Source organism: Micromonospora sp. NPDC047557, from assembly GCF_043205095.1.
Classification (GTDB): Bacteria; Actinomycetota; Actinomycetes; order Mycobacteriales; family Micromonosporaceae; genus Micromonospora.
This window is the reverse complement of record NZ_JBIDDK010000010.1, coordinates 1-21353: the sequence shown is the minus strand read 5'-3', so window position 1 is coordinate 21353 and position 21353 is coordinate 1. Positions and strand designations below refer to the sequence as shown.

General features: G+C 71.4%; 16 protein-coding genes. 10 read left to right on the top strand and 6 right to left on the bottom strand.

Features of this window, described 5'->3' with window-relative positions; all coding sequences use genetic code 11:
• Nucleotides 1-28: 28 nt before the first annotated feature.
• From ACGGAQ_RS22185 to ACGGAQ_RS22175, 3 genes are read left to right on the top strand one after another with little or no spacing between them, the layout of a single operon-like run.
• The gene (locus ACGGAQ_RS22185) at nt 29-505 is read left to right on the top strand and encodes a hypothetical protein (protein WP_393052081.1); all 477 of its coding nucleotides are present in this window, start codon (nt 29-31) and stop codon (nt 503-505) included.
• A gap of 40 nt (nt 506-545) precedes the next feature.
• Nucleotides 546-2342: a glycoside hydrolase family 15 protein gene (locus tag ACGGAQ_RS22180; RefSeq protein WP_393052079.1), complete on the top strand. Its 1797-nt coding sequence runs from the start codon at nt 546-548 to the stop codon at nt 2340-2342.
• On the top strand, nt 2339-3175 hold the full coding sequence (locus ACGGAQ_RS22175) for an aldo/keto reductase (RefSeq protein ID WP_393052077.1): 837 nt from the start codon (nt 2339-2341) through the stop codon (nt 3173-3175). Before ACGGAQ_RS22180 ends, ACGGAQ_RS22175 begins: the two co-directional genes overlap by 4 nt.
• A gap of 166 nt (nt 3176-3341) precedes the next feature.
• Here the strand turns inward: ACGGAQ_RS22175 and ACGGAQ_RS22170 are convergent, their stop codons facing one another.
• On the bottom strand, nt 3342-5411 hold the full coding sequence (locus ACGGAQ_RS22170) for a phosphocholine-specific phospholipase C (protein ID WP_393052076.1): 2070 nt from the start codon (nt 5409-5411) through the stop codon (nt 3342-3344).
• Nucleotides 5412-5528: 117 nt separating this feature from the next.
• Here ACGGAQ_RS22170 and ACGGAQ_RS22165 point away from each other — a divergent pair, with 117 nt between their 5' ends.
• Together ACGGAQ_RS22165 and ACGGAQ_RS22160 are read left to right on the top strand one after the other, a co-directional pair.
• The gene (locus ACGGAQ_RS22165; RefSeq protein WP_393052074.1) at nt 5529-6545 is read left to right on the top strand and encodes an SEC-C metal-binding domain-containing protein; all 1017 of its coding nucleotides are present in this window, start codon (nt 5529-5531) and stop codon (nt 6543-6545) included.
• An 87-nt stretch (nt 6546-6632) separates the two neighbouring features.
• A complete protein-coding gene (locus ACGGAQ_RS22160; RefSeq protein ID WP_393052072.1) occupies nt 6633-7118 on the top strand; it encodes a DUF2231 domain-containing protein in 486 nt (161 codons plus the stop codon).
• Nucleotides 7119-7170: 52 nt separating this feature from the next.
• Here the strand turns inward: ACGGAQ_RS22160 and ACGGAQ_RS22155 are convergent, their stop codons facing one another.
• On the bottom strand, nt 7171-10521 hold the full coding sequence (locus ACGGAQ_RS22155) for a S8 family peptidase (RefSeq protein ID WP_393052070.1): 3351 nt from the start codon (nt 10519-10521) through the stop codon (nt 7171-7173).
• A 321-nt stretch (nt 10522-10842) separates the two neighbouring features.
• Here ACGGAQ_RS22155 and ACGGAQ_RS22150 point away from each other — a divergent pair, with 321 nt between their 5' ends.
• Nucleotides 10843-12726 (top strand): Xaa-Pro dipeptidyl-peptidase, encoded by a 1884-nt coding sequence (locus ACGGAQ_RS22150; RefSeq protein ID WP_393052068.1) that lies wholly within the window; start codon nt 10843-10845, stop codon nt 12724-12726.
• On the opposite strand, the gene ACGGAQ_RS22145 is transcribed toward ACGGAQ_RS22150, so the two are convergent.
• Nucleotides 12727-13620 (bottom strand): helix-turn-helix transcriptional regulator, encoded by an 894-nt coding sequence (locus tag ACGGAQ_RS22145; protein ID WP_393052067.1) that lies wholly within the window; start codon nt 13618-13620, stop codon nt 12727-12729. It abuts the gene before it with no gap.
• Nucleotides 13621-13807: 187 nt separating this feature from the next.
• Here ACGGAQ_RS22145 and ACGGAQ_RS22140 point away from each other — a divergent pair, with 187 nt between their 5' ends.
• The 3 genes from ACGGAQ_RS22140 to ACGGAQ_RS22130 all read left to right on the top strand — a co-directional run bounded on the left by ACGGAQ_RS22140 (nt 13808) and on the right by ACGGAQ_RS22130 (nt 16349).
• Nucleotides 13808-14569 (top strand): SDR family oxidoreductase, encoded by a 762-nt coding sequence (locus ACGGAQ_RS22140; RefSeq protein ID WP_393052065.1) that lies wholly within the window; start codon nt 13808-13810, stop codon nt 14567-14569.
• 191 nt (nt 14570-14760) lie between these two features.
• Entirely contained in the window at nt 14761-15654 is an 894-nt protein-coding gene (locus ACGGAQ_RS22135) for a DUF1996 domain-containing protein (RefSeq protein WP_393052063.1), read from the top strand.
• Nucleotides 15655-15725: 71 nt separating this feature from the next.
• Nucleotides 15726-16349, top strand: coding sequence for a DUF305 domain-containing protein (locus tag ACGGAQ_RS22130; RefSeq protein ID WP_393052061.1), 624 nt, complete (start codon nt 15726-15728; stop codon nt 16347-16349).
• Nucleotides 16350-16400: 51 nt separating this feature from the next.
• On the opposite strand, the gene ACGGAQ_RS22125 is transcribed toward ACGGAQ_RS22130, so the two are convergent.
• Together ACGGAQ_RS22125 and ACGGAQ_RS22120 are read right to left on the bottom strand one after the other, a co-directional pair.
• Nucleotides 16401-18044, bottom strand: coding sequence for an ABC-F family ATP-binding cassette domain-containing protein (locus ACGGAQ_RS22125; RefSeq protein WP_393052059.1), 1644 nt, complete (start codon nt 18042-18044; stop codon nt 16401-16403).
• Between the two features lie 283 nt (nt 18045-18327).
• Nucleotides 18328-18954: a TetR/AcrR family transcriptional regulator gene (locus tag ACGGAQ_RS22120; RefSeq protein ID WP_393052057.1), complete on the bottom strand. Its 627-nt coding sequence runs from the start codon at nt 18952-18954 to the stop codon at nt 18328-18330.
• Nucleotides 18955-19062: 108 nt separating this feature from the next.
• Here ACGGAQ_RS22120 and ACGGAQ_RS22115 point away from each other — a divergent pair, with 108 nt between their 5' ends.
• Nucleotides 19063-20166 (top strand): aldo/keto reductase, encoded by a 1104-nt coding sequence (locus tag ACGGAQ_RS22115; RefSeq protein ID WP_393052055.1) that lies wholly within the window; start codon nt 19063-19065, stop codon nt 20164-20166.
• A gap of 53 nt (nt 20167-20219) precedes the next feature.
• Here the strand turns inward: ACGGAQ_RS22115 and ACGGAQ_RS22110 are convergent, their stop codons facing one another.
• Complete coding sequence (locus tag ACGGAQ_RS22110) at nt 20220-21200, bottom strand: serine aminopeptidase domain-containing protein (RefSeq protein WP_393052054.1); 981 nt, start codon at nt 21198-21200, stop codon at nt 20220-20222.
• Nucleotides 21201-21353 lie beyond the last annotated feature (153 nt).

Sequence of the window (21353 nt, the reverse complement as noted above, 5' to 3'; positions counted from 1 at the left end):
AACGCCCGCGACGTCGACGACTGCTGAGATGGACTGGGCCGGATGGGCGTTGTTCGGGTTGGTCGCCACCGCGGCGCTTACCGCGGCGATGATCACCGCTCAACTGGCCGGCCTGACTCGGCTCGACCTTCCCCTGGTGCTCGGGGCCTTCGTCGCCGGGGACCCCGATCAGGCGCGGGTCGTCGGGTTCTTCCTCCACCTCTGCGCCGGTCAGGGTTTCGCTCTCGGTTACGCGGCCGCGTTCGCCCTGCTGCACCGTGCCACCTGGTGGATTGGGGCGCTGTTCGGGATCGTGCACGTCGGGATCGCGCTGACGGTGATTCTGCCGCTGCTTCCTGGCGTCCACCCGCGCATGGCCTCGCAGCGAGCGGGGCCGGCCAGCACGGCGGTGTTGGAGCCGCCCGGTCTGTTCGCCGTCAACTACGGCATCCAGACCCCGCTGGTCACGGCTGTCGTCCACGTCGTCTACGGGGCTTTCCTCGGGCTGCTCCTGCAAGCCAGGTGACCCGCTGTCCGCCAGCGCGGCTCGTCAAGGAGCGATCTCCATGACTGGTTCGCCACGGATCAGCGACTACGGCCTGCTGGGCGACACCCGTACCGCCGCCCTGGTCGCGAGTGACGGCGGCATGGACTGGCTCTGCGTGCCACGCTTCGACGGCGATCCCCTGTTCGGCAGGCTGGTCGGGGGCCCGGACGCCGGAACGTTCCGGGTCGGCCCGGCCGGGCCGGCCACGGTCGTCGAGCGGCGTTACCGGCAGCACACCGCCACCCTGGAGACCACCTGGGCGGTGGGCGGCGGCCGGCTCCGCCTCACGGAGGCGATGGTGGCCGAGGTCAGCGGTCGCCTGCTGCCCACGACACTGATCGTGCGACGGCTGTCGGCCGAGCAGGCAGCCCTCGACGCGGTGGTGGAGTTCGATCCCCGCCTTGGCGCACGGCGCCGCCGGCCCCGGGTCCACCACCGACGCCAGGCCCTCGTGTGTGAGTGGGGGCCGCTCGCGGTCGCGCTGGACAGCACGCCCAGGTTCCGAATCGAACCGGGTCGGCCCACCTCGATCACGGTCCGGCCCGGCCGGCCGGTCACCCTCGTGCTGGCGGTGGCGCACCGCGAACCGGTGATCCACGTCGAGCCGACGGCCGCCTGGGACCTCCTCATCGAGGACGAGGCCCGGTGGCGGGCCTGGACCGCGGAGATCGACGAGCGGCTGCCTTTCCGGGAACACGTCGCACGAAGCCTGCTCACCTTGCGGCTGTTGACCTACTCGCCCTCGGGAGCGCCGGTGGCCGCGCCCACCACGTCACTGCCCGAGGACCCTGGTGGGGTACGGAACTGGGACTACCGCTACGTCTGGCCCCGTGACGCCAGCATCGGTGTCAGCGCCTTCCTCAGCGTCGGCAAGACCGACGAGGCCCAGGGTTTCCTCGCGTGGCTGTTGCACGCCAGTCGGTTGCAACGGCCACGTCTGCCGGCGCTGCTCACCCTGCACGGCCGACACGTGCCAGCGGAACGAGAACTGGGCGGTTGGCCCGGCTACCTCGACAGCCGTCCGGTGCGGATCGGCAACGGCGCCGCCGGCCAACACCAGCTCGACGGCTACGGCTGGGTGATCGACGCGGCCTGGGCGTTCGCTCAGGCCGGACACCGCCTCTACGCCGAGACGTGGCGGGCGGTGCGCGGTTTCGCCGACGTGGTAGCCGGTTGTTGGCAGGAGCCGGACGCCGGCATCTGGGAGGTACGCGAGCCCGCGCAACACGTCCATTCCAAGCTCATGGGCTGGCTCGCCCTGGACCGCGCCCTGGCCATCGCCGACACGCACCCCCTGCCCGACCGCCAACGTCGACGCTGGCAGAAAGCCCGGGATGCCATCGCCGCCGAGGTCCGGACGCGCGGCTTCGACCCGACGGCAGCCAGCTACGTCCGCAGCTACGGATCCCAGGATCTCGACGCGGCTCTGCTCGTGCTGCCGTTGCTCGGCCTGGACCGGACCGAGTCGCCCCGGGTACGGGGCACCATCGACGCCATCCAGGGCCGGCTCTCCGCCGGCGGTCCACTGCTCTACCGCTACCCGCCCGGACGTGACGGCCTCCCCGGCACCGAGGGCGCGTTCCTGCCCTGCTCGTTCTGGCTCGCTCAGGGACTTGCCCGCACCGGGCGTCGCCGCGCGGCCGTCGACCTGTTCCAGGCCACTGTCGAGTACGCCAGCCCACTCGGCCTCTACCCCGAGGAGGTGAACCCCGCGACGGGCGCCCACCTCGGCAACTACCCCCAGACGCTGACCCACGCCGCGCTCATCCAGGCCGCACTCGCCATCCGAGACGCACCGGTAGGGTCCCCAGCATGACGATTCCGCACCTGACAGCCGCCGACGGCACCACGCTGCCGGCGATCGGGCTCGGCACGTACCGGCTGAACGGCTCGGCGGGTGTCGACGCGATCGGGCAGGCGATCCGGGCAGGTTACCGGTTGCTCGACTCGGCAGTGAACTACGAGAACGAGGGCGCGGTGGGTCGGGCCACTCGTGCGGCGGGCGACGTCCGCGGCGAGCTGGTCGTCACCTCGAAGCTGCCTGGTCGGCACCACGCCTACGACGAGGCGCTGACCACAGTCGAGGAGAGCGTCTTCCGCACCGGCCTCGACCGGATCGACCTGTACCTGATCCACTGGCCGAACCCGAAGGTCGGCAGGTACGTGCAGGCGTGGCGCGCGCTCATCGAGGCACGCGAGCGCGGGCTGGTGAAACACATCGGTCTCTCCAACTTCCTGCCGGAGCACATCGACCGGCTGGTGGCCGAGACCGGGGTCGCCCCGGTGGTCAACCAGATCGAGGTGCATCCGTACTTCCCGCAGCAGGAGGCGCTCGACTACCACCGGGAGCACGGAATCCTCGTGCAGGGTTGGAGCCCGCTCGGGCACGGCAACGACCTGCAACAGCATCCCGTCATCACCGAGATCGCGAACGCCCACGGCGTCACCCCGGCGCAGACCATCCTCGCCTGGCACGTGGCCCGCCAGGTGATCCCGCTGCCCAAGGCCGCGTCGCCGCAGCGGCAGATCGAGAACCTGGACGTCTTCGACATCAAGCTCACCGACGCGCAGGTCGAGGCCATCACCGCGCTGGGCCGCCCGGACGGGCGGCTCGCGGACCAGGACCCGGCGGTGTACGAGGAGTTCTGAGCGTCCAGGCGCGGGGTGCCACGGAGCGTGGCGTCAGCGGGGTCGGATGTGGCGGGAAGCGGTATGACTCAGAGTCATAAATATTCCGGTGAGTCATACCGCTCAACGGAGGATCCGCCCTGCCGAGCGGCACCCGGACCAACAGGTCCGGGTGCCGCGGCGTCGTTTAGACCAACCCGCCGAGGGCCGGGTCGCTGATGCTGTCCTTGCCGTTCTCGACGTGACCGGCGTAGCGGTACGCGAAGCCGGCGTCGCCCGCGACGGTGAGAGTCAGGTCGTACCAGCCGTGCGTGCGGGCGAGCGCCCACGTCGCCCGCTCCGCCTCGCCGGGCCGCAGCGCCAGCGTCACCGGACGGGAGTGGTACCCGTCCCGGACGGTCACCTCGACCCGCTTCGCGCCCCGGTTGCCCAGCGTGAGGACGACCTTGTGGTCGTGCTCGTCGTACGAGGCGGTGACGTCGAGCTGCGAACGGCCGCCCGCGAACCGGCGGTGGAAGCCGTTCGGCCCGTGCACCGACAGGTCGTACGAGGACTCGATCGCCCAGGTGTCCGTGAGGCGCTTGCCCGGCTCGACGGTGTAGCTGCGCGGCGCCGCCGTGCTGCCCGCCTGGCGGACCTGGAAGACCGCGCCGGCGCCGCCGGTGTTGCGGAAGTCGATCCGGAACGCGCCGTCGGCGGCGTGGCCGTCGGCCTGCAGGGTGTACGGGATCGCCCGCGCCGGCCGTACGCCGCGCTCCTGCTTCGGCAACCGCCCCTCGGCCGGGGGCACCGGCACCTCGTCGGGGTGCCGGACCAGGTCGTCGGGCTTGAAGTCGTCCGTGTCCGGCAGCGTGACCTCACGCGACCGGTTCGGGTGCCGGAAGTCGAAGGCCGTGGTCAGGTCACCGACGAGGGCCCGACGCCACGGGGTGATGTTCTTCTCGACCAGGTCCGGCCGGCCGTGCCCGAACCGCGTCTCCAGGAACTTGATCAGCGAGGTGTGGTCGAAGACCTGGGAGTTGACGTAGCCGCCGCGGGTCCACGGCGACACGATGATCATCGGTACGCGGATGCCGAGACCGTACGGGCCCGCCGGGTGGTCGGCGTCGCCGGGGAAGATCTCGTTGGTGGTCGGCACTGTCGACTGCCCGTGCTCGCGGGTCTGCGGAGGCGTCGGCGGGACCACGTGGTCGAAGAAGCCACCCTCCTCGTCGTACGTGATGAAGAGCGCCATCTTGCTCCACACCTCGGGGTTCGACGCGAGGATGTCGATGACCTGCGAGATGTACCAGGCGCCGAACGCCGGCCCCCAGTTCGGGTGCTCGGTGTACGCCTCGGGAGCGGTGATCCAGGAGACCTGCGGCAGGCGTCCCGCCTCGACGTCGGCCCGGAAGTCGGCGAGCAGCGCCTCGGGGTCGCGGCCCTGGGTGCGGATCTCCGTGCCGGTCTTGGCCTTGTCCGCGAGGGGCGTTCCGGGCTGCGCGTTCTGGTACTGGTGGAAGTAGAGCAGCGAGTTGTCGCCGTAGTTGCCGATGTACGGGTCGTTCGTCCAGCCCCAGGAGCCGGCGGCGTTGAGGCCGGTGCCGACGTCCTGGTAGATCTTCCAGGAGATGCCGTTGCGCTCCAGCCGCTCCGGGTACGTCGACCAGTCGTAGCCGGCCTCCGCGTTGGTGATGACCGGGCCGCCGCCCTTGCCGTCGTTGCCGACCCAGCCGCTCCACATGTGGTAGCGGTTCGGATCGGTCGGGCCCATCAGTGAGCAGTGGTAGCTGTCGCAGACGGTGAAGGCGTCCGCGAGCGCGTGGTGGTAGGGCAGGTCCTGGCGGGTGTGGTACGTCATCGCCGTGACGCCCTTGTTGGGCACCCACCCGTCGAACCGGCCGTCGTTCCAGGCGGCGTGCCCGTCGTTCCAGCCGTGCGGCGGGTCCGGCAGGAAGGTCTGGCCGAGGTCCTTCACCTCGGGGCGGAAGGGCAGCAGCTCGTCGGCGCCATTGGGCTGGTGCCACACGTCCTTGCCGGACGGCAGTGTCGCCGGATGCGGGTCGCCGAAGCCGCGTACGCCGCGCAGGGTGCCGAAGTAGTGGTCGAAGGACCGGTTCTCCTGCATCAGGATGATCACGTGCTCGACGTCGTTGATCGAGCCGGTCCGGTTGTTCGCCGGGATGGCGAGCGCCTTGCTGAGGTCCAGCGGGAGCGCCGCGCCGATCGCGGGAACACCCATTGCCTTGAGGAACGTACGGCGATCCACCGTGCCCATAACTCCGCCTTTGTGCGATCTGGTCGAGAAACTGGCGACCGGACGCTATCGAGGGCTGGTTGACGGCAGATGGCCATAATTCGGCCGGGCGGAAGCAGGCCGACGTACCGTGAGGTCGTGCCGACGAGAGACGTACTCACCAAGGCTGACCTCGCCGAACTCCGCCGTTCGGCGCTCGGGGCGGCCGACCCGCTCGGTGTCGCCGCCGACATCGCCGAGGCGGCCCGGCAGGGCCGCCTGGAGGATCCGGACGACGCCGGGGACGCGCTGACCCTGGCCGCCGAGATCGCCCAGGTCCGGGCCAGGCCCGACGCCGCACTGCGGTACGCGGACGAGGCGCTCGCGGCGTACCCGTCCGCCGACGATCCCCGGGCCGGCGTCGTGCGCGCGCTGCGGGCCCGGGCGATGTTCCAGGCCGGAGGTCGGGACGACGAGGCGATGGCGGAGCTGACCGCGCTGCGGCCGTTGCTGCTCACGCAGCCCGACGCGCCCGCCTACATCAGCGCGGCGCTGGACGCGGCCGGCCGTTCGGCGATCGCCGAGACCTGGCTCAGCGAGGCGGTCGACACCCTGTTGGGTGAGCGGGCCGGGGCGGCGGCCGACCCGGAGGTCGGCCCGCCGGACGACCCCGGTGTGCTCTTTTTCCTGCTGCAACAGCGCCATCGGGTACGCCGGAATCTCAACCTGCCGCACGACCGGCAGGACGATCTGGCCGACCGCCTGGAGAACCAGCTCGTCCGCCGGGCCGCAGAGCGTCAGGGCGCTGAGTCCGATCTGCTCCTGTGGCCCCGGGCCGAGTTCGACCGTCTGCTCGCCGAGCACCCCGAGCTGACCGACGTGTACGGGCCGGACTGGGACGCGCACCGGGCCCGACTGGAGAAGGAGCTGGTACGGCTGACGAGTGCCGGCCGGACCGGGCTGGGCGTGTTCAGAGCGACAGTGGCCGGCCTGGACGCGTTCGCCGGTCGACGCGACGGCGACCCGACCGACGCGGCGATCCGGGCCGGCTACGCGGTCGAGGTGTCGGCGCGACCCAGCTCGCGGATTCCCTGGCCACCGGAGCGTAACGACCCGTGTTGGTGCGGCTCGGGTCTGAAGTACAAGAAGGACTGCCTGCCGCGCTCGCGCAGTTGAGGCGAGCCCGAGGGCTGACATGTCCAGGCGCGACCGATAACGTCCTTCTCGGACGATCGACGTCCACCCCGTTCGGAGGAGACGCCGATGTTCGAGGAGTTCATGGGTATCCCCGCCCACCCTCTCGTGCTGCACGCAGCGGTCGTGTTCGTGCCGCTGCTGGCCCTCCTGACGGTCGCGTACGCGCTCGTCGCGCCGATCCGGCCGCACACACGCTGGGTGCTGGGCCTGCTCGCGGTGGGCGCGCCGGTCGCCGCCCTGTTGGCGAAGCTCACCGGCGACGCGTTCTTCGCGCGTATGCGCTCCGCCAACCGTGTCACGCCCGAGTTCGTCCCGAAGCTGGAGGCGCACCAGGATTTCGGTGACCTCACCCTCTACGCCGCGATCGGGCTGGGGGTCGTGGCGCTGGCGCTGGTCTGGTTCGTCGCGCCGCGCGGCGCCGAGGGCGCGCGCTCCGGTCGGGCGCTGACGCTGGTGTTGCAGGTGCTGTCGGTGGTGGCCGCCGCCATCGCCGTGTACTACGTGGTCCGTACCGGCGACTCCGGCGCGAAGGCGGTCTGGGAGGGCCAGTGACGAGCGCGGGGCGCGGCCCGGCCGGAGCCGGACCGCGCCCGCGCGGTGACCGTCAGCCGGCGTGGTACGCCCGGATGATGGTCTGGTCGATGCCGCTACCGCCGTTGGCGGCGGCCTTGACCCGCAGCGAGACGGCCTGCCCCGAGGCGACAGTCGGCAGGTCGACGCGGTAGCTGTCGCCGCTGCCGGTGACCCGGGCCGCCTTCCAGGTGGCGCCGTCGTCGGTCGAGGTCCACACCTGCATCGACGTCACCTTCTGCGCCCGCACACCGTGCGCCTGGCGGACGGTCAGCTCGGCCGTTGCGCCGACCGGGTGGTTGTCGTGATCCATCGGCAGGGCGTAGTCGACCGCGAGCAGCGGGAGTGGCACGCTCCCGGTCCCGTCCGGCCCGGCGGACCGGAACGTCCACGAGGTGGTGGCCTTCGTGGAGATCGGCAGGATCAGGCTCGTGTCGACGTCGAGGGTCACCCGGTAGTCGGCCATCGCCTGCGGCACCGTGAAGTCGCCGAACGGGCCCTGCCGCTGCTCGACCAGCTTGCCGTCGCGGTACAGCGACAGCGTGCGCTTGACACCGATCGCCTCGCCCCGCAGGCAGTCGGCCCGCTGGTGCTGATCGGTCAACGACACGAGGTCGAGGTGCAAGTTGCCCCGCGTCCGCGCGGGTGCGGTGGCGCAGCTGGAATCGGCGCCCGCCGGGTCGTCGTACCAGTCGGAGTGCAGCGGCTGCCGCGCCCAGACCTTGCTCTGTCGACTGCCCGGCTGGTAGCTGCGGGGCGCCTCCTGGGCCGGCAACCCACCGTAGACACCCTCGTCGGCCCAGACGATCTCCGGTGACAGGTAGTCGGTGCGCGTCGGCGGCAGCGGCCCCTCGTAGGTCTGGGTCACCGGCACCCCGTCGACGGTGGCGCCGGTACGGACCAGCTGGGTGTACATCTCCGGTGAGTCCGTCTGGTGGAACCGCTCGTCGATGCGGGCCAGCCTGGCCTGCTCCGCCCTGGTCACTCGGTACGCCGGGTCGGCCGGTACGCCGCCCGCGTACTCGTGCACCAGGTTGTAGCGGTACGGCTCGGCCGTGCCGGCGGGCGAGTCCAGGTTGACGGCCGCCCAGGTCCGCCGCGACCCGATCGAGGGCTGCGGCAGCGCGGTGCTGCGGACCGTCGTCAGCTTGCCGAACCCGCTGATCTGGTGCCACCAGGACAGGCCGTTCGCCGCGGTCTGGAAATTGGTGACGTCGACCCGGGTGGGCGTGGTGGGAACCCCGTCTACGGCGGCCGTCACCGGCCTGGCCTTCGCCGGGTCGAGCGTGACGGTCCGGGCGGCGCGTACGTCCAGGTCGGCCTCGGCGGTGAGGGTCGTCTCCAGCACGTCATTGTCGACGTAGTAGGCGACGGAGGCGCCGAGCACCGAGTACCGGCCGGCCGGAACCCGCAGCGTGAAGGTCTCCCCGGGAGCGCCGGACCCGCCGCCGTAGTAGATCTGGGGGTCGGTGAGGTTGGCGACCATGAGGTTGATCCAGGTCTCCGCGCCGTCCCGCAGGTCGGGCAGCGGCTTCGTGTTGATCGTCAGGTCGTAGCTGGGAGGCTCGACGTAGAAGCTCACCGGGGTGACCGAGGCGACCGTGCGCCCGGTGTGGGCGGTGACGGTGGCCAGGTAGAAGCCCGGCCGGCTGGCCAGCGCCGCGCGGTTGATCCGCAGCGTCGCTCCCGCCGTGGCGCCGCGCCCCAGCATCACCCGGGTCGTCGACAGCGACGCCGCGCCGCGCGGCACGGGCTGGACGTCGTGGTTGACGACGGACACGTCGAGGTCGAGGACCGTCGTGGCCGGGGTGGAGCCGCCGGTCCAGCTCAGCGTCGTGTCGCTGCTGCCGGACTGCGGGTACGCGAAGGTGCCGAGGTTGACCACCGGCTGGTCGCTGGTCGGGCCGCCGAGGGCCCGGGCCGCGTTGAGCCGGCCGGCCCCGACGGCGTACGCGTCGACACCGCTGAGCGGGTCGGCGGCACCGACGAGCGCCGCCTTGAGCTTCGCGCCCGTCCAGTCGGGGTGCCGCTGGGCGAGCAGCGCGGCGGCGCCGGCGACGTGCGGCGTGGCCATCGAGGTGCCGCTGAGGCCCTCGTAGTACCTGTCGATCGGGTCCTGAAGGTTGGTGCCGGCGGCACGGGCGGCGACGATGTCGACGCCGGGCGCGACCAGCTCCGGCTTGGCCGCGTGGTTGTTCACCAGCGGTCCGCGGCTGGAGAAGTCGGCGAGCTTGTCGTCGCGGTCGACGGCGCCGACGGTGAGCGCGCTGGCGGCGGACCCGGGCGAGGAGATCTGCGCGCCGTTGTTGCCGGCAGCGATGACGAAGAGGACGCCGGTGGACGTGCTGAGCCGGTCCACGGCCAGCGAGAGCGGGTCGCTGCCGTCGTCCGCCTCGCTGCCGCCGAGGCTCATGTTGATGACGTCGGCCCGGGTGGAGGCCCACTCCATGGCGGCGATGATGCCGGAGTCGGCACCCGAGCCGTGGTCGTCGAGGACCTTGCCGATCACCAGCCTGGCGTCCGGTGCCACGCCGCGACGCTGGCCGTGGGCGGCCGCGCCGGTGCCGGCGATGGTCGACGCGACGTGCGTACCGTGGCCGTTGTGGTCGACGGCGTCACCGCCCTCGGCGGTGAAGTCGGCGCGTTCGACGACCCGGCCGGCGAGGTCGGGGTGGGTGAAGTCGGCGCCGGTGTCGAGGACCGCGACCCGCACGCCCTTGCCGGTGTAGCCGGCCTTCCATGCCTGGGGCGCGTCGATCTGGTCGAGGTTGCGGTCCAATCCGGCGGGCTTCCCGCCGTCGGCCAGGGCAGTGGCGTGGACCTTGCGGTCGAGCCAGACCTTCTTCGCGCCGGCGAGCAGCGAGTTGGTCGCGAGCTTCGCGGAGGCCGGGCTCTTCTTGGGTACGTGACCGGCTACCGCGCCGATGCTGGGCAGGGACCGCACGTCGCCGAGCGCGGCCACCCGCGCCGAGGTGGTGGCGGGCTGCACGATGACGGGCAGCGTGGAGGTGGTCTCGTCGTCGTACCCGTCGGCGATCAGCGCGGTGACGTCGAACAGGTCGGGGTCGAGGGTCGAGCCGATCTGGGACTCGACGCGAGCGGGCAGGACGTGCAGGTGGCCGTCCGGGCCGCAGGTCTGGCGGATCACGCTGTTCGCGTCGACGGGCCGGATCGTGGCCTGCGGGCACCCCGAGCCGGTGCTCTGGACCCTCACCACGTCCCCGGTGAGCAGGGTGACGGTGTGGGTCTTCGGGTTGGCGGAGGCGCCGGGTGTGCCCGGCAGGACTCCCCCGCTGGGACCGGCTGTGGCGGTGCCGCCCGGCACGGCGGTCAGCGCCGTGGCCGTGAGGGCGACGGCCAGCAGCCAGCGTGTTCTTTTGAGCATTTCGCTCCCTGTCTCATGTGGACAAATGCGCCTCTTGGGCGACTTGCTGCAAGATCATAGGTCTCGGTACGCGACCTTCGGCAGCCTGCGACGAAACTGTTTTTCTCCCGATGGGACAAGGGTTTCCGCCGTGTGTCGGCACGGTGCCCAATTCGATGTCGGTTCGATTGCCGACCGTTTTCCGGGCCCGGAAAACGGTCGGCGGTGATCATTTGAGGGGATCGACGTGACGCCCACTCGCACCTAGCATGGCGACGAATGGATCTTCGAGATTGGTCCGTGCCGAGACCCGGCAGCCAGCCCGACCGAAGGGAGACGCGCATGCGTCGACCCCGCCATCTCGCACTTCTCAGCGTCGGCGTGTCCGGCGCCCTGGTGCTGAGCGCAGCCCCGACCGCGGCGGCCGCTCCGCCCTCGCCTTCCGCGCCCACCGGCATCGTGGTCGCTGACGGCATGACCCAGCCGGTGTTCTCGCTCGCGGACGCCATCGAGGAGCGGGTGTTCGTCCAGACCCCGGTGGACACCGACCACGACGGCCGTCCCGACCGGGTGGCGATCGACATCTCCCGGCCCCGGGAGACCGCCACCCAGGGCTTCAAGGTGCCGGTCATCTTCGAGCACAGCCCGTACCGCAAGGGCACCTGGGGTGACGTGCCGTACCCGAGCGTGCTGGTCGATGACCTGCCGCAGAACGGCCGGACCGACCGCTCCGGGCGGCGGGCGGTCGAGGTGGAGGCCCAGCGGGCGCAGGCGAAGGCCAACCTGCCCGGCTCGCTGGACGACTACTACGTGCCGCGTGGGTACGCGGTGGTGCTGGGCCAGAGTGTCGGCACCGGCGACTCGGACGGCTGCCCGACCAGCGGCGACCAGGCCGAGACGCTCGGCACCAAGGCGGTCATCGACTGGCTCAACGGGCGGGCCAAGGCGTACGACGCGAATGGCGCACCGGTCACCGCCGGGTGGACCACCGGCGCGGTCGGCATGACCGGCGTCTCCTACAACGGGACGCTGCCCAACCAGGTGGCCACCACCGGGGTCAAGGGCCTGAAGACCATCGTGCCGGTCTCCGCGATCAGCAGCTGGTACGACTACTACCGGGCCAACGGCCTGGTAGTGGCGCCGGGCACGTTCCAGGGCGAGGACCTCGACATCCTGGCCCAGTACACGGCCGGGCAGGCGCGCGCCGAGGGACCCTGCGCCGACGAGCTGGCGCAGATCACCCAGGAGCAGGACCGGGTCACCGGTGACTACTCCACGTTCTGGCAGGACCGCGACTACCTGGACGCGCGTGACGTCAAGGCGAGCGTCTTCGTCGTGCACGGCCTCAACGACTGGAACGTGAAGACCGAACACTTCGCCGGCTGGTGGGACGAGCTCGCGAAGCGCGACGTGCCGCGCAAGATCTGGCTGCACCAGGGTGGGCACGGCGGTCCGGGCAGCAGCGCCTCGGTGACGCTGCCGGACGGCCACACCTGGACCTACAAGCAGACCGAGAACCGCTGGTTCGACTTCTGGCTGTGGAACGTGCGCAACGGCATCATGGACGAGCCGACTGCGGTGCTCCAGCGCGAGGACCGGGCCTACACCACGTACGCCAACTGGCCCGACCCCGCCGCGCGTGAGGTCGGGTTGCGGTTCGCGGCGACCGACGCCACCGCGCCGGGCGCCCTGACCACGGGCAAGCCGCCGAAGGCCAAGATCGAGCAGAGCTTCGTCGACGAGGGCCGGACCATCCACCCGGACACCCTGGTGGCCGATCCGGACACGGCCAGCCCCAACCGGCTCGCGTACCGCTCCCCCACGCTCACGCAGAACGTGCGCATCTCGGGGCGCCCGGAGATGCGGCTGCGGATGGCGATCGACAACAAGCCGGACGCGAACCTCACCGCGTACCTGGTGGACTACGGCCCGGCCGGGTCGACCGCCGCGCCGACCGTGGTGACCCGCGGCTGGATGGACCCGCAGAACCGCAAGAGCGCCGCGCGCACCGAGCCGGTCAAGCAGGGCAAGCTGTACGACTACCGGTGGACCATGGAGCCGAAGGACTACATCTTCCCGGCGGGCCACCGGATCGGGGTGGTCGTCTTCTCCAGCGATCAGGAGTACACGCTGCTGCCGTTGGGCGGCACCGAGTTGCGGGTCGCGCCGAACGACAGTGAGGTGCGGCTGCCCGTGGTCGGCGGGCGGGCCGTACTCGGTTTCTGATCAGCTCTTCGAACGGGTGGGGCGGTCCGACGACGCGTCGGGCCGCCCCGCCGGTGTGTGATCTGCGGTGGTCCCGGTGTGTGCGAGGGCGGCAAGGAGCCGCAGTTTCTCGTCGCTGTCGCTGTCCTTGTCGGGGTAGTAGACGACGAGGATGACGTCACCGATGGGGAGTTTGTCCCGGTGCAGGCGTAGGTCGCCGACGACGGGGTGGTGGACCGTTGTCGTACCTCCGTCGAGACTGCGGACGTCGTGCCGGGCCCACAGCGTACGGAACCGCTGACTGGACAGTGCGAGTTCGCCGACCAGCTCGACGAACCGGGGGTTGTCGATGTCGTCGCCGATGGTGGTGCGAAGGGTGGCGATGAAGTCGGCGGTGGCTTTCGTCCAGTCCTGGTGGAAGGCTTGTTCCTCGGGATCCAGGAGAAGCGAACGGAGCCGGTTCTGACCGGGCCGCAGGCGCGGGGAGAGCGCCAGCGCCATGGGGTTGGAGGCCAGCACATCGAACGCGCGTCCTTCGACGAACGCGGGGATCTGAAGGTGGGCGAGCAGCTCGTACACTCGCGCCGGTACGTGCTCGGACCGCTTTCGGCGCGGTGCCCTGGGGCGCGCTGCCGCGAGGTCGAGCAGATACGCCCGTTCGATGTCGTCGAGCTGTAGGACGCGCGCGAGTGATTCGAGGACCTGCGGTGAGGGGTTCTTGTCGCGGCCCCGTTCCAGGCGCAGGTAGTAGTCGGGGCTGATTCCGGCGAGCAGGGCGACCTCCTCACGTCGAAGGCCCGGCACGCGGCGCCTGCCGCCGGTAGGAAGTCCTACCTGAGCCGGTGAGACCAGCTCGCGTCGGGCACGAAGGTAGTTGCCGAGCCGGTGGCCGTCGTCCGATTCCTCATCCCCCATGGTGACACCGTAATGCGGCGTGCGTGCCGCAGAGGGGCCCTGGTAGGACCTGGGAAAACGGGGGCCTGCCACATCCAGCGGATTCCGTCGAGACTTGCGGTTGCCCTGTTGAAGGACAGCGAGCATCACTGTTTGCGCCGCGAGTCGAACGCGTCGGCGGCGCACTCCGCACAGAAGGGAAGATCTCGTGGATCTCTCCAACCGCACTGTTCTCATCGTCGGCGGAACCTCGGGTATCGGGCGGGAGCTGGCGCGGCGGTTCGCCGCCGCGGGCAGCACCGTGGCCGTCGGCGGCCGCAGCCCCGAGGCGCTGTCGGAGCTCGCCGGGGAGGGTTTCGGCACGTTCAGCATCGACGTCAGGGACGGCGCCTCTGTCGCCTCTGTCCGGGACGCCGTGCTCGCCCGTTACCCCGAGCTGGACACGGTGGTGACGATGTCCGGTGTCATGCTCCTGGAGGACCTGCGCGACCCTGCGCAACTCGGGGTGGCAGAGGTGACGATCGACACCAACCTGGTCGGCACCATCCGGGTCATCGACGCCTTCACCCCGCACCTGGTCCGTCGGGGTGCCGGCACCTTCATCACGGTCACCTCCGGCATCGCCTTCCTGCCGTTCCCGCCCATGCCCAGCTACGCCGCCTCGAAGGCCGCGGTACACGCCTACTCCGAGGCCCTGCGTGCGCAGCTCGACGGCACCGGTGTCGGCGTCGTCGAGCTCGTCCCCCCGGCCGTCGCCACAGCGGGCCAGGAGAAGGTGAACCCGCACGCGCTGCCGCTCGACGACTTCGCCACCGAGGTCATGCACCTGCTCTCGACGGACCCCACCCCGCACGAGATCCTCGTGAAGGGCGTCCTCATGCACCGTTGGGCCGAGCGCGACGGCACCTACGGCGACCTCGTCGCACAGCGCTCGAAGGCCCTGGCCATGCTCCCCGGCCGCGAAGGCTGAGAGGCCGGCCTGACTTCCCACCAAGTGCGGGACGTATTGACAAGTTTCGACATCTGGCACAGGCTGAAGCGGTGAGAGCGCTCTCTCGCACCGGTTCACGGGCCACCACCCCGTTCGGCCAGGACACCCTCCGACGTCTTTCGGCGGCGGCGTTGGAGCTGTCCCTGACCCGTCCCCGACAGGAGTAAGAGATGGACAGGGCCGCACCCCTCTCCCACGTCCCCCGCCGGCTACGCATCGCTACGGCGATCGGCGCCCTGCTGACGCTCCTCGGCACGTACCTGGCCTGGACCACCGACCGGGCCGACGCCGCCCCGGTCGCCAACGTCATCCGGGTCGCCGAGTTCCCCGCCGACTGCGCGTACAGCCACCGGCTGCCCGACGACCCGATCGTCTTTCCCGGGCTGCCCGGGGCCTCACACATGCACAGCTTCTTCGGCAGCAGGGTGACGAACGGCAACACCACACTTCCCGACCTGGTGAAATCCACGACCACCTGCAACCCGGCGGTGGACGTCTCGTCGTACTGGGTGCCCACCCTCTACCGGGACAACGTCGCGGTGGAGCCGGCCATCGCCACGTTCTACTACCTCGGTGAAGGGGTCCGCGCCGACGTCGTCGCCAACACCCAACCGATCCCGCAGGGCCTGCGACTCGTCGCGGGCAACGCGAAGGCCACCGGGCCGAACGACAGCATCGCCCGCTGGTCCTGCCTGCACGCCGGGCAGGTGCCGCCGTCGAAGGACTTCGTCAACTGCCCGGCCGGCACCATGCTGGAGTCGTACCTGGACTTCCCGCAGTGCTGGAACGGTCGGGACCTGGACTCCCCGGACCACAAGAGCCACCTGGCGTACCCGGTGAACCAGGCCTGCCCGAGCACCCACCCGGTGCACGTGCCGAAGCTGCGGCAGGTGCTGCGGTACCCGGTCAACGGCGACCCGTCGCACTTCCGGCTGGCCTCCGGGCCGGGCTACACCATGCACGGCGACTTCTTCAACGCCTGGCCGGCCGCGGAGATGGCCCGCCGGGTCCAGGACTGCATCCGTCCGGTCATCAAGTGCGGGCACGACGGCCGGCCGATCTGAGCCGACACCGTCGTACGCAGGGGCGGGTCCGGTCACGCCGGGCCCGCCCGCCGCGGGCGAAAGGAGGCCGCATGCGCGCTCGCGCCGCTCTGCTCACGGCGGCGGTGCTCGTCGCCGGCTGTGCCGGCGGGTCTCCCGGCGCCGCGGACAGCGCCGGGCCACCCACTGTCGCGCCGGCCGCGTCCACACCGTCGACCGTCGGATCGGCAGGCTCCTTCAGCCCCACCGACATCGCCTGGCTGCAACTGACGGCGGCGTTGACGGACCGGCTGCTCCCGGTGCTGGACCTGGTGCCAACCCGGACCACCGACCCCGCCTGGCGGCGGCTGGCAACAGAGGTGCGGGCCAGCAACCGTGCCGACCTGACCCGGTCCCGCCAACTGCTCAGCGAGGCGGGAGCGCCGACGACCAACCCGCACGAGGGCCACGACATGCCGGGCATGGTCACCGCCGACGAGCTGGCCGCGCTGCGGTCGGCCACCGGAAAGACCTTCCACCGCCTGCTGGCCGCGCACCTGCGCGCGTACCTCACGCAGACGGTCCGGGTCGCCACCGCCGAGCGCAAGGGCGGCGTCCACCCGGCCACCACCACACTGGCCACCACAGTGATCCGGTCCAACACCACCCACCAAACAAACCTGAACAACCTAACCCCCACCCCCTCCTCCCCCACCTCCCCCGCCCCGCCTCGGTGATCAAGAGGTTTGCGTCATCCCCACCGGCGTGTCGTGACGCGAACCTCTTGATCACCGGTGGATCGGTGGGCGTGCGGTGAGGGTGAGCTGTCGGCCCCGCCAGTGGGAGCGGAGTCGGCGGTCGTGGCTGGCCACGACGATCGCGCCCGGTCCCGTTCCCAGTGCCTCCTCCAGCTCGTCGCAGAGCCGCGGGGAGAGATGGTTGGTCGGCTCGTCCAGCAGGAGCAGATCCGGCGGATCGGCGACGAGCACCGCGAGTCCGAGCCGACGGCGTTGACCGACCGACAGCTCGTTGACCGGCCGGTCCAGATCCGCCGGTGCGAGCAGTCCGAGCGACGACAGCGGCACGGTCTCGGCCCGCTGCGCCCCGACGCTCCCCGCGTAGATCTCCCGAGCCGTCCGCTGCGGAGAGTCGAAGACGGTGTCCTGGGTGAGCAGACCCACGCGCAGATCCGGCCGTCGCCACACCGTTCCATCGCCACCTGGCCGGCCGGCGAGGACGGCGAGCAGCGTCGACTTGCCCGCGCCGTTGGGACCACTCACCAGCAGCCGGTCGGTGGCGGTCAGCACGAGTCGCTCCACCCGCAGCCGGCCGGGGACCTCCACCTGGCACATCGTGACAACGGGTTCGTCGCCGACGTCGCCGGCGTCGGCAGCGAGCGCGGGCGCGTGGAAACGCAACGGCTCCGGCGGTGCGGGGACCTGCTCCCGTTCCAGTTGCTCCAGCCGTCGAGCGGCGTCGCGGACCCGACGAGAGATCTGGTTCTGCACCCGGCCGGCGGTGTGGCCGTACCCCATCTTCTCGCTGTCGCGGGGCCCACGGCCGTGCGCGACCCGGTGTCCGGTCACGGCGGCGGCCTCCCGCAGGTCCGCGAGCTGCGCCTGCTCCTCCTCGTGGCGGCGGCGCCACCGCCGCGCTTCGGCGCGCTTCGCCGCCAGGTACGCGGAGTAGCCGCCACCGAAGCGGACCGGGCCCTCGACCGCCGGGTCCAGATCGACAAGGTCGGTGCACACCGCGTCGAGAAATGCCCGATCGTGACTCGCCACCACGACCACGCCCGGGATGGCGCGCAGCTGATCCTCACAGAACACCGCCGCTGCGTCGTCCAGATGGTTGGTGGGCTCGTCGAGCAGCAGCGCGTCCGGCCGGCGGATCAGCAGGGCGGCGAGCGCCAGGCGGCCACGCTGCCCGCCGGACAGCGCGCCGAGCCTCCGGTCGTGACCGATCCCGCCGAGGCCGAGGCCGTCGAGCACCGCGAGCGCGCGCCGGTCGGCGTCCCAGGCGTCGCGGTCCTGTGCACGCTCCAGAACCTCGCCGTACGCGGTCAGCAGCCCGCCGTGTCGCTCGGAGCCCTCCGGCGTGTCGGCCAGGGCGGCACCCAGTCGATCCAGCTCGGCGAGGTCCTCGTGGGCCTCGCGCAGCGCGTCGTCGAGGACGGCGGCGACGGTCGCGGACGGGGTGTGGGGCAGTTCCTGGTGCAGAAAGCCGAGGCGTGGCGGGCGCGCGACGGTGCCGGAGTCGGGTTCGTCGACACCGGCGAGGACCCGCAGCAGGGTCGTCTTGCCGGTGCCGTTCTCACCGATCAGGCCGATCCGTTGGCCGGGGGCGGCGGTCAGGGAGGCGCCGTCGAGCACGCGGCGCTCGCCTCGGACGCGCACCAGGTCATGGGCGATGAGCGGGGGTTGAACAGACACGGTGACCTCGGAGAAAGACGATCCGGGTGCACACGGGTGACCCGGGAGCAGGGCATGACGACTAAGGCCGCGGCGACGGAGGCGCGATCACGCGCCGGTCGGCGGCCGGTCCGGGATCTCACCCGGAGATGTCGTCGTCACCTGCCATGCCTGCTCCGATCTCCGGTTACTCGGGCGACAGAGTAACTCGCCGGCCGCGGCCGCCGCCCAGCAGCGCTGCCCTCGTTGCCATCGACATCCTCGACCTGCGCGACCGGCAGCCGGGCGATCGTCGCATTCTCCGTCAGGTGCGGGAAAGGCTGTCGGTAGCACGGTCTCCACCCGCCCGCAGGGAGTCGATGGTGAGGTCGAGGGCGGCCTCGAGGTGGTCGATCCTGCCGGTGGAGAGCAGCAGCAGTACGCCGCCCTGGATGCCGGCCAGCAACGCCGCCGAGGCGCGGTCGGCGTCCACGTCCGGGGCGATGTCACCGCTCGACTGCATGTGCCGGATGCCCACGGCGATCGCCTCCTGCCACCGCCACATGAGCCCGGTCACGATGGCCTGCGCGCCCGGCGCCCGTCGGCCGGTCTGGCCGAGCAGGCCGTTGAGCGGGCACTTCACGCCCTGCGCGAGGTAACGCTCGATGAGCCGGTCGCGCCACGCCTGCCAGGCCGGCCAGGACGTCAGGTTGCTGAGCATCGGCTCCTGGTCGGTGAGCACCTGGTCGGCCTCGTGCTGGGCCACCGCGAGCAGCAGCTCCTCCTTGCCGTTCGGGAAGTAGTGGAAGAGCTGGCCCTTGCTGGTGCCGGTGTGGGCCATCACGTCCTCGAGGCGTACCTCGTCGACGCCGCGCTCGCGGATCTCGGCGGCGGCGCCGGCGACGATCCGCGCCCGGGTCGCCGCACCCTTGCGGGTCAACGCGCGTGTCATGGCCCAACCGTAGCCCAAGTTCTGGACTTGCAGGTCCATTTTTGGCGAGCAAAGGTCAGGGACGCGCGGTCCGCTCCGCGCCCCCATCATGATCGAGAGGGCACCACGATGAACCACTACTACCTGCTCGGACGTTCGGGTCTGCGGGTGAGCCGGCTGGCGCTGGGCACCATGAACTTCGGCGTCGACGGGTTCCACGCCGCGTACGGCAAGACCGAGGAGGAGGCAGAGCCGATCTTCCGGCAGTACCTGGAGGCCGGCGGGAACCTCATCGACACGGCGGACTTCTACACCGCCGGGAAGAGCGAGACGATCCTCGGCCGCCTCATCGACCGGGCCGGCGTCCGCGAACGACTCGTGCTCACCAGCAAGGCCACCAACACCGTCGACCCGACCGACCCGAACGCCAGCGGCAACGGCCGCAAGCACGTCATGCGGGCCGTGGAGGCGTCGCTGAGCCGGCTCGGCACCGACTACATCGACCTGTACCTGCTGCACACCTGGGACCGGATCACCCCGGTCGAGGAGGTCGTGCACACGCTCGACGACCTGGTGCGCGCCGGAAAGATCCGGTACGCGGGCCTCTCCGACGTGCCGGCCTGGTACGCGGCCCGCGCGCAGAGCTACGCTGAGGCGCACGGGCTCGCCCCGATGATCAACCTGCAGCTGCCGTACTCCCTGGTCACCCGGGACATCGAGGCGGAGTTCGTGTCGATGTCCCAGACCCTGGGCATGGGCATCACCGCCTTCAGCCCGATCGGCGGCGGCCTGCTCAGCGGCAAGTACCGTCGGACCAGCGAGGGCCTGAGCGGAGCCGGGCGGTTGACCACCCCCAACGCAGCAGGTCGGGAGATCAGCCCCAACGACTGGACGGTCATCGACGCGCTGGAGAGCGTGGCCGCCGACCTGGGTCGCAGCATGGCGCAGGTCGCGATCAACTGGGTCGTCACGCAGCCCGCCGTCGGCTCGGTGATCATCGGAGCGAGCAGCCCGGAGCAGGTCGCCGGCAACTTCGGCGCGCTCGACTTCGAGATCCCGGCCGACGCCCGTCGCCGACTCGACGAGGCCAGCGCCCCGAACCTCGGACTGCCCTACCGCATGTTCACCCCGCAGTACCAGTCCTGGGTGGTGAGCCCGGGTCTCTCCATCGGCGACAAGCCCGCCGGCTACGCGCCGCGGGTCGTCAACGCCGCCGGCGACGCGGCACGGTAGGGCTGGTGAGGCGGTGTGCCGCGCCGGAACAGCGGCGCGCCGCCCCGCAGTTGTCAGCCGCCGACGATGGCGATGTCGGAGGTCCCGGAGGTTGGCGCCGGATCACCCTCGTAGAGGTCGGCGTACCGCCGGAGCACGTCGGCGGCCTCGTCGCCGAGCGCGGCGAGGTCGAGGGTGTTGTGGCGGACGCCCAGCGACCCGGGCAGGGTCCAGACGCGCAGGTCGATGCCGTTCGCCCGCGCGATGCGACGCGGCACCCGCACCGCCGCGGCGGCGTCCACCACCGCGTCGAGCGGGCTGATCGCCACGGCTGCGCTCAGCAGACCGGTCCGTCGGGGTCGACGCGGCAGCGACCGCAGGATCATCAGGTACCGCGTGACGGCCACGAGTGAGTAGCCACGCGCGGTGACCCGGTCGCGCAGGACGCGCCGCCCGTACAGCGTGATGAGGGGCCGGACCGCGAACGCCGGGGCCTGCCGAGGGCCGAAGAACGGCGACAGGACCAGCAGCCGTCGCACGACGTCGCCACGGACCTGGGCCAGCCAGGTGGCCAGCACCGCGCCGCCGGAGATGCCCACGACACCCACCTCGTCCCCGAGGGCCGCCGCGACCGTCACGGCCTGGGCGGCGTACGTCGTCAGGTCGCCGGCCTCGATCCGGTGGTGGGCCCGCCGGTCGACGGTGCCGTGGTGCGGAGCCCTCGGTACCCACACGTTGTAGCCACGGGCGAAGAACACCTCGGCCAACGCGTCGTACTGCTCCGGCGCGACGGTGTATCCGTGTAGCAGCAGGACGGCCCGGTGGGTACGCGAGCCGTGGCTCAGCAGGCGGCTACGAGACTCCGGCCGGACCTGGGGGTCGGCATCGTCCGCCGCCATGACGGACTCGGCCACAGCGGTGGCGGCGTCGAAGTCGAGCGGCGGCACCGATAGGAGCCGCAGGTCACGGCGACTCAACGGCCAGAGGTAGAGCCCGGCGACCACGGCCGCGACCAGCGCGGTTGCGCCGCCGACGAGGGCGATGATCTCCGGCATGGCCACAGATCCTGACAGGAGGGGAGGCCATTACCGCTGCCGGGGGGGGGGGGGGGGGGGGGGGGGGGGGGGGGGGGGCCGCGGCCCGCGCCCCCCCCCCCCCCCCCCCCCCCCCCGCGCGCCGCCGCCCCCCCCCCCCGCCGCCGCGCCCCG

Excerpts from the sequence above, each read along its gene's own strand:
- ACGGAQ_RS22185 (WP_393052081.1), top strand. The coding sequence starts at position 29 with ATGGACTGGGCCGGATGGGCGTTGTTCGGGTTGGTCGCCACCGCGGCG.
- ACGGAQ_RS22180 (WP_393052079.1), top strand. The coding sequence starts at position 546 with ATGACTGGTTCGCCACGGATCAGCGACTACGGCCTGCTGGGCGACACC.
- ACGGAQ_RS22175 (WP_393052077.1), top strand. The coding sequence starts at position 2,339 with ATGACGATTCCGCACCTGACAGCCGCCGACGGCACCACGCTGCCGGCG.
- ACGGAQ_RS22170 (WP_393052076.1), bottom strand. The coding sequence starts at position 5,411 with ATGGGCACGGTGGATCGCCGTACGTTCCTCAAGGCAATGGGTGTTCCC.
- ACGGAQ_RS22160 (WP_393052072.1), top strand. The coding sequence starts at position 6,633 with ATGTTCGAGGAGTTCATGGGTATCCCCGCCCACCCTCTCGTGCTGCAC.
- ACGGAQ_RS22155 (WP_393052070.1), bottom strand. The coding sequence starts at position 10,521 with ATGCTCAAAAGAACACGCTGGCTGCTGGCCGTCGCCCTCACGGCCACG.
- ACGGAQ_RS22150 (WP_393052068.1), top strand. The coding sequence starts at position 10,843 with ATGCGTCGACCCCGCCATCTCGCACTTCTCAGCGTCGGCGTGTCCGGC.
- ACGGAQ_RS22145 (WP_393052067.1), bottom strand. The coding sequence starts at position 13,620 with ATGGGGGATGAGGAATCGGACGACGGCCACCGGCTCGGCAACTACCTT.
- ACGGAQ_RS22135 (WP_393052063.1), top strand. The coding sequence starts at position 14,761 with ATGGACAGGGCCGCACCCCTCTCCCACGTCCCCCGCCGGCTACGCATC.
- ACGGAQ_RS22130 (WP_393052061.1), top strand. The coding sequence starts at position 15,726 with ATGCGCGCTCGCGCCGCTCTGCTCACGGCGGCGGTGCTCGTCGCCGGC.
- ACGGAQ_RS22120 (WP_393052057.1), bottom strand. The coding sequence starts at position 18,954 with ATGACACGCGCGTTGACCCGCAAGGGTGCGGCGACCCGGGCGCGGATC.
- ACGGAQ_RS22115 (WP_393052055.1), top strand. The coding sequence starts at position 19,063 with ATGAACCACTACTACCTGCTCGGACGTTCGGGTCTGCGGGTGAGCCGG.
- ACGGAQ_RS22110 (WP_393052054.1), bottom strand. The coding sequence starts at position 21,200 with ATGCCGGAGATCATCGCCCTCGTCGGCGGCGCAACCGCGCTGGTCGCG.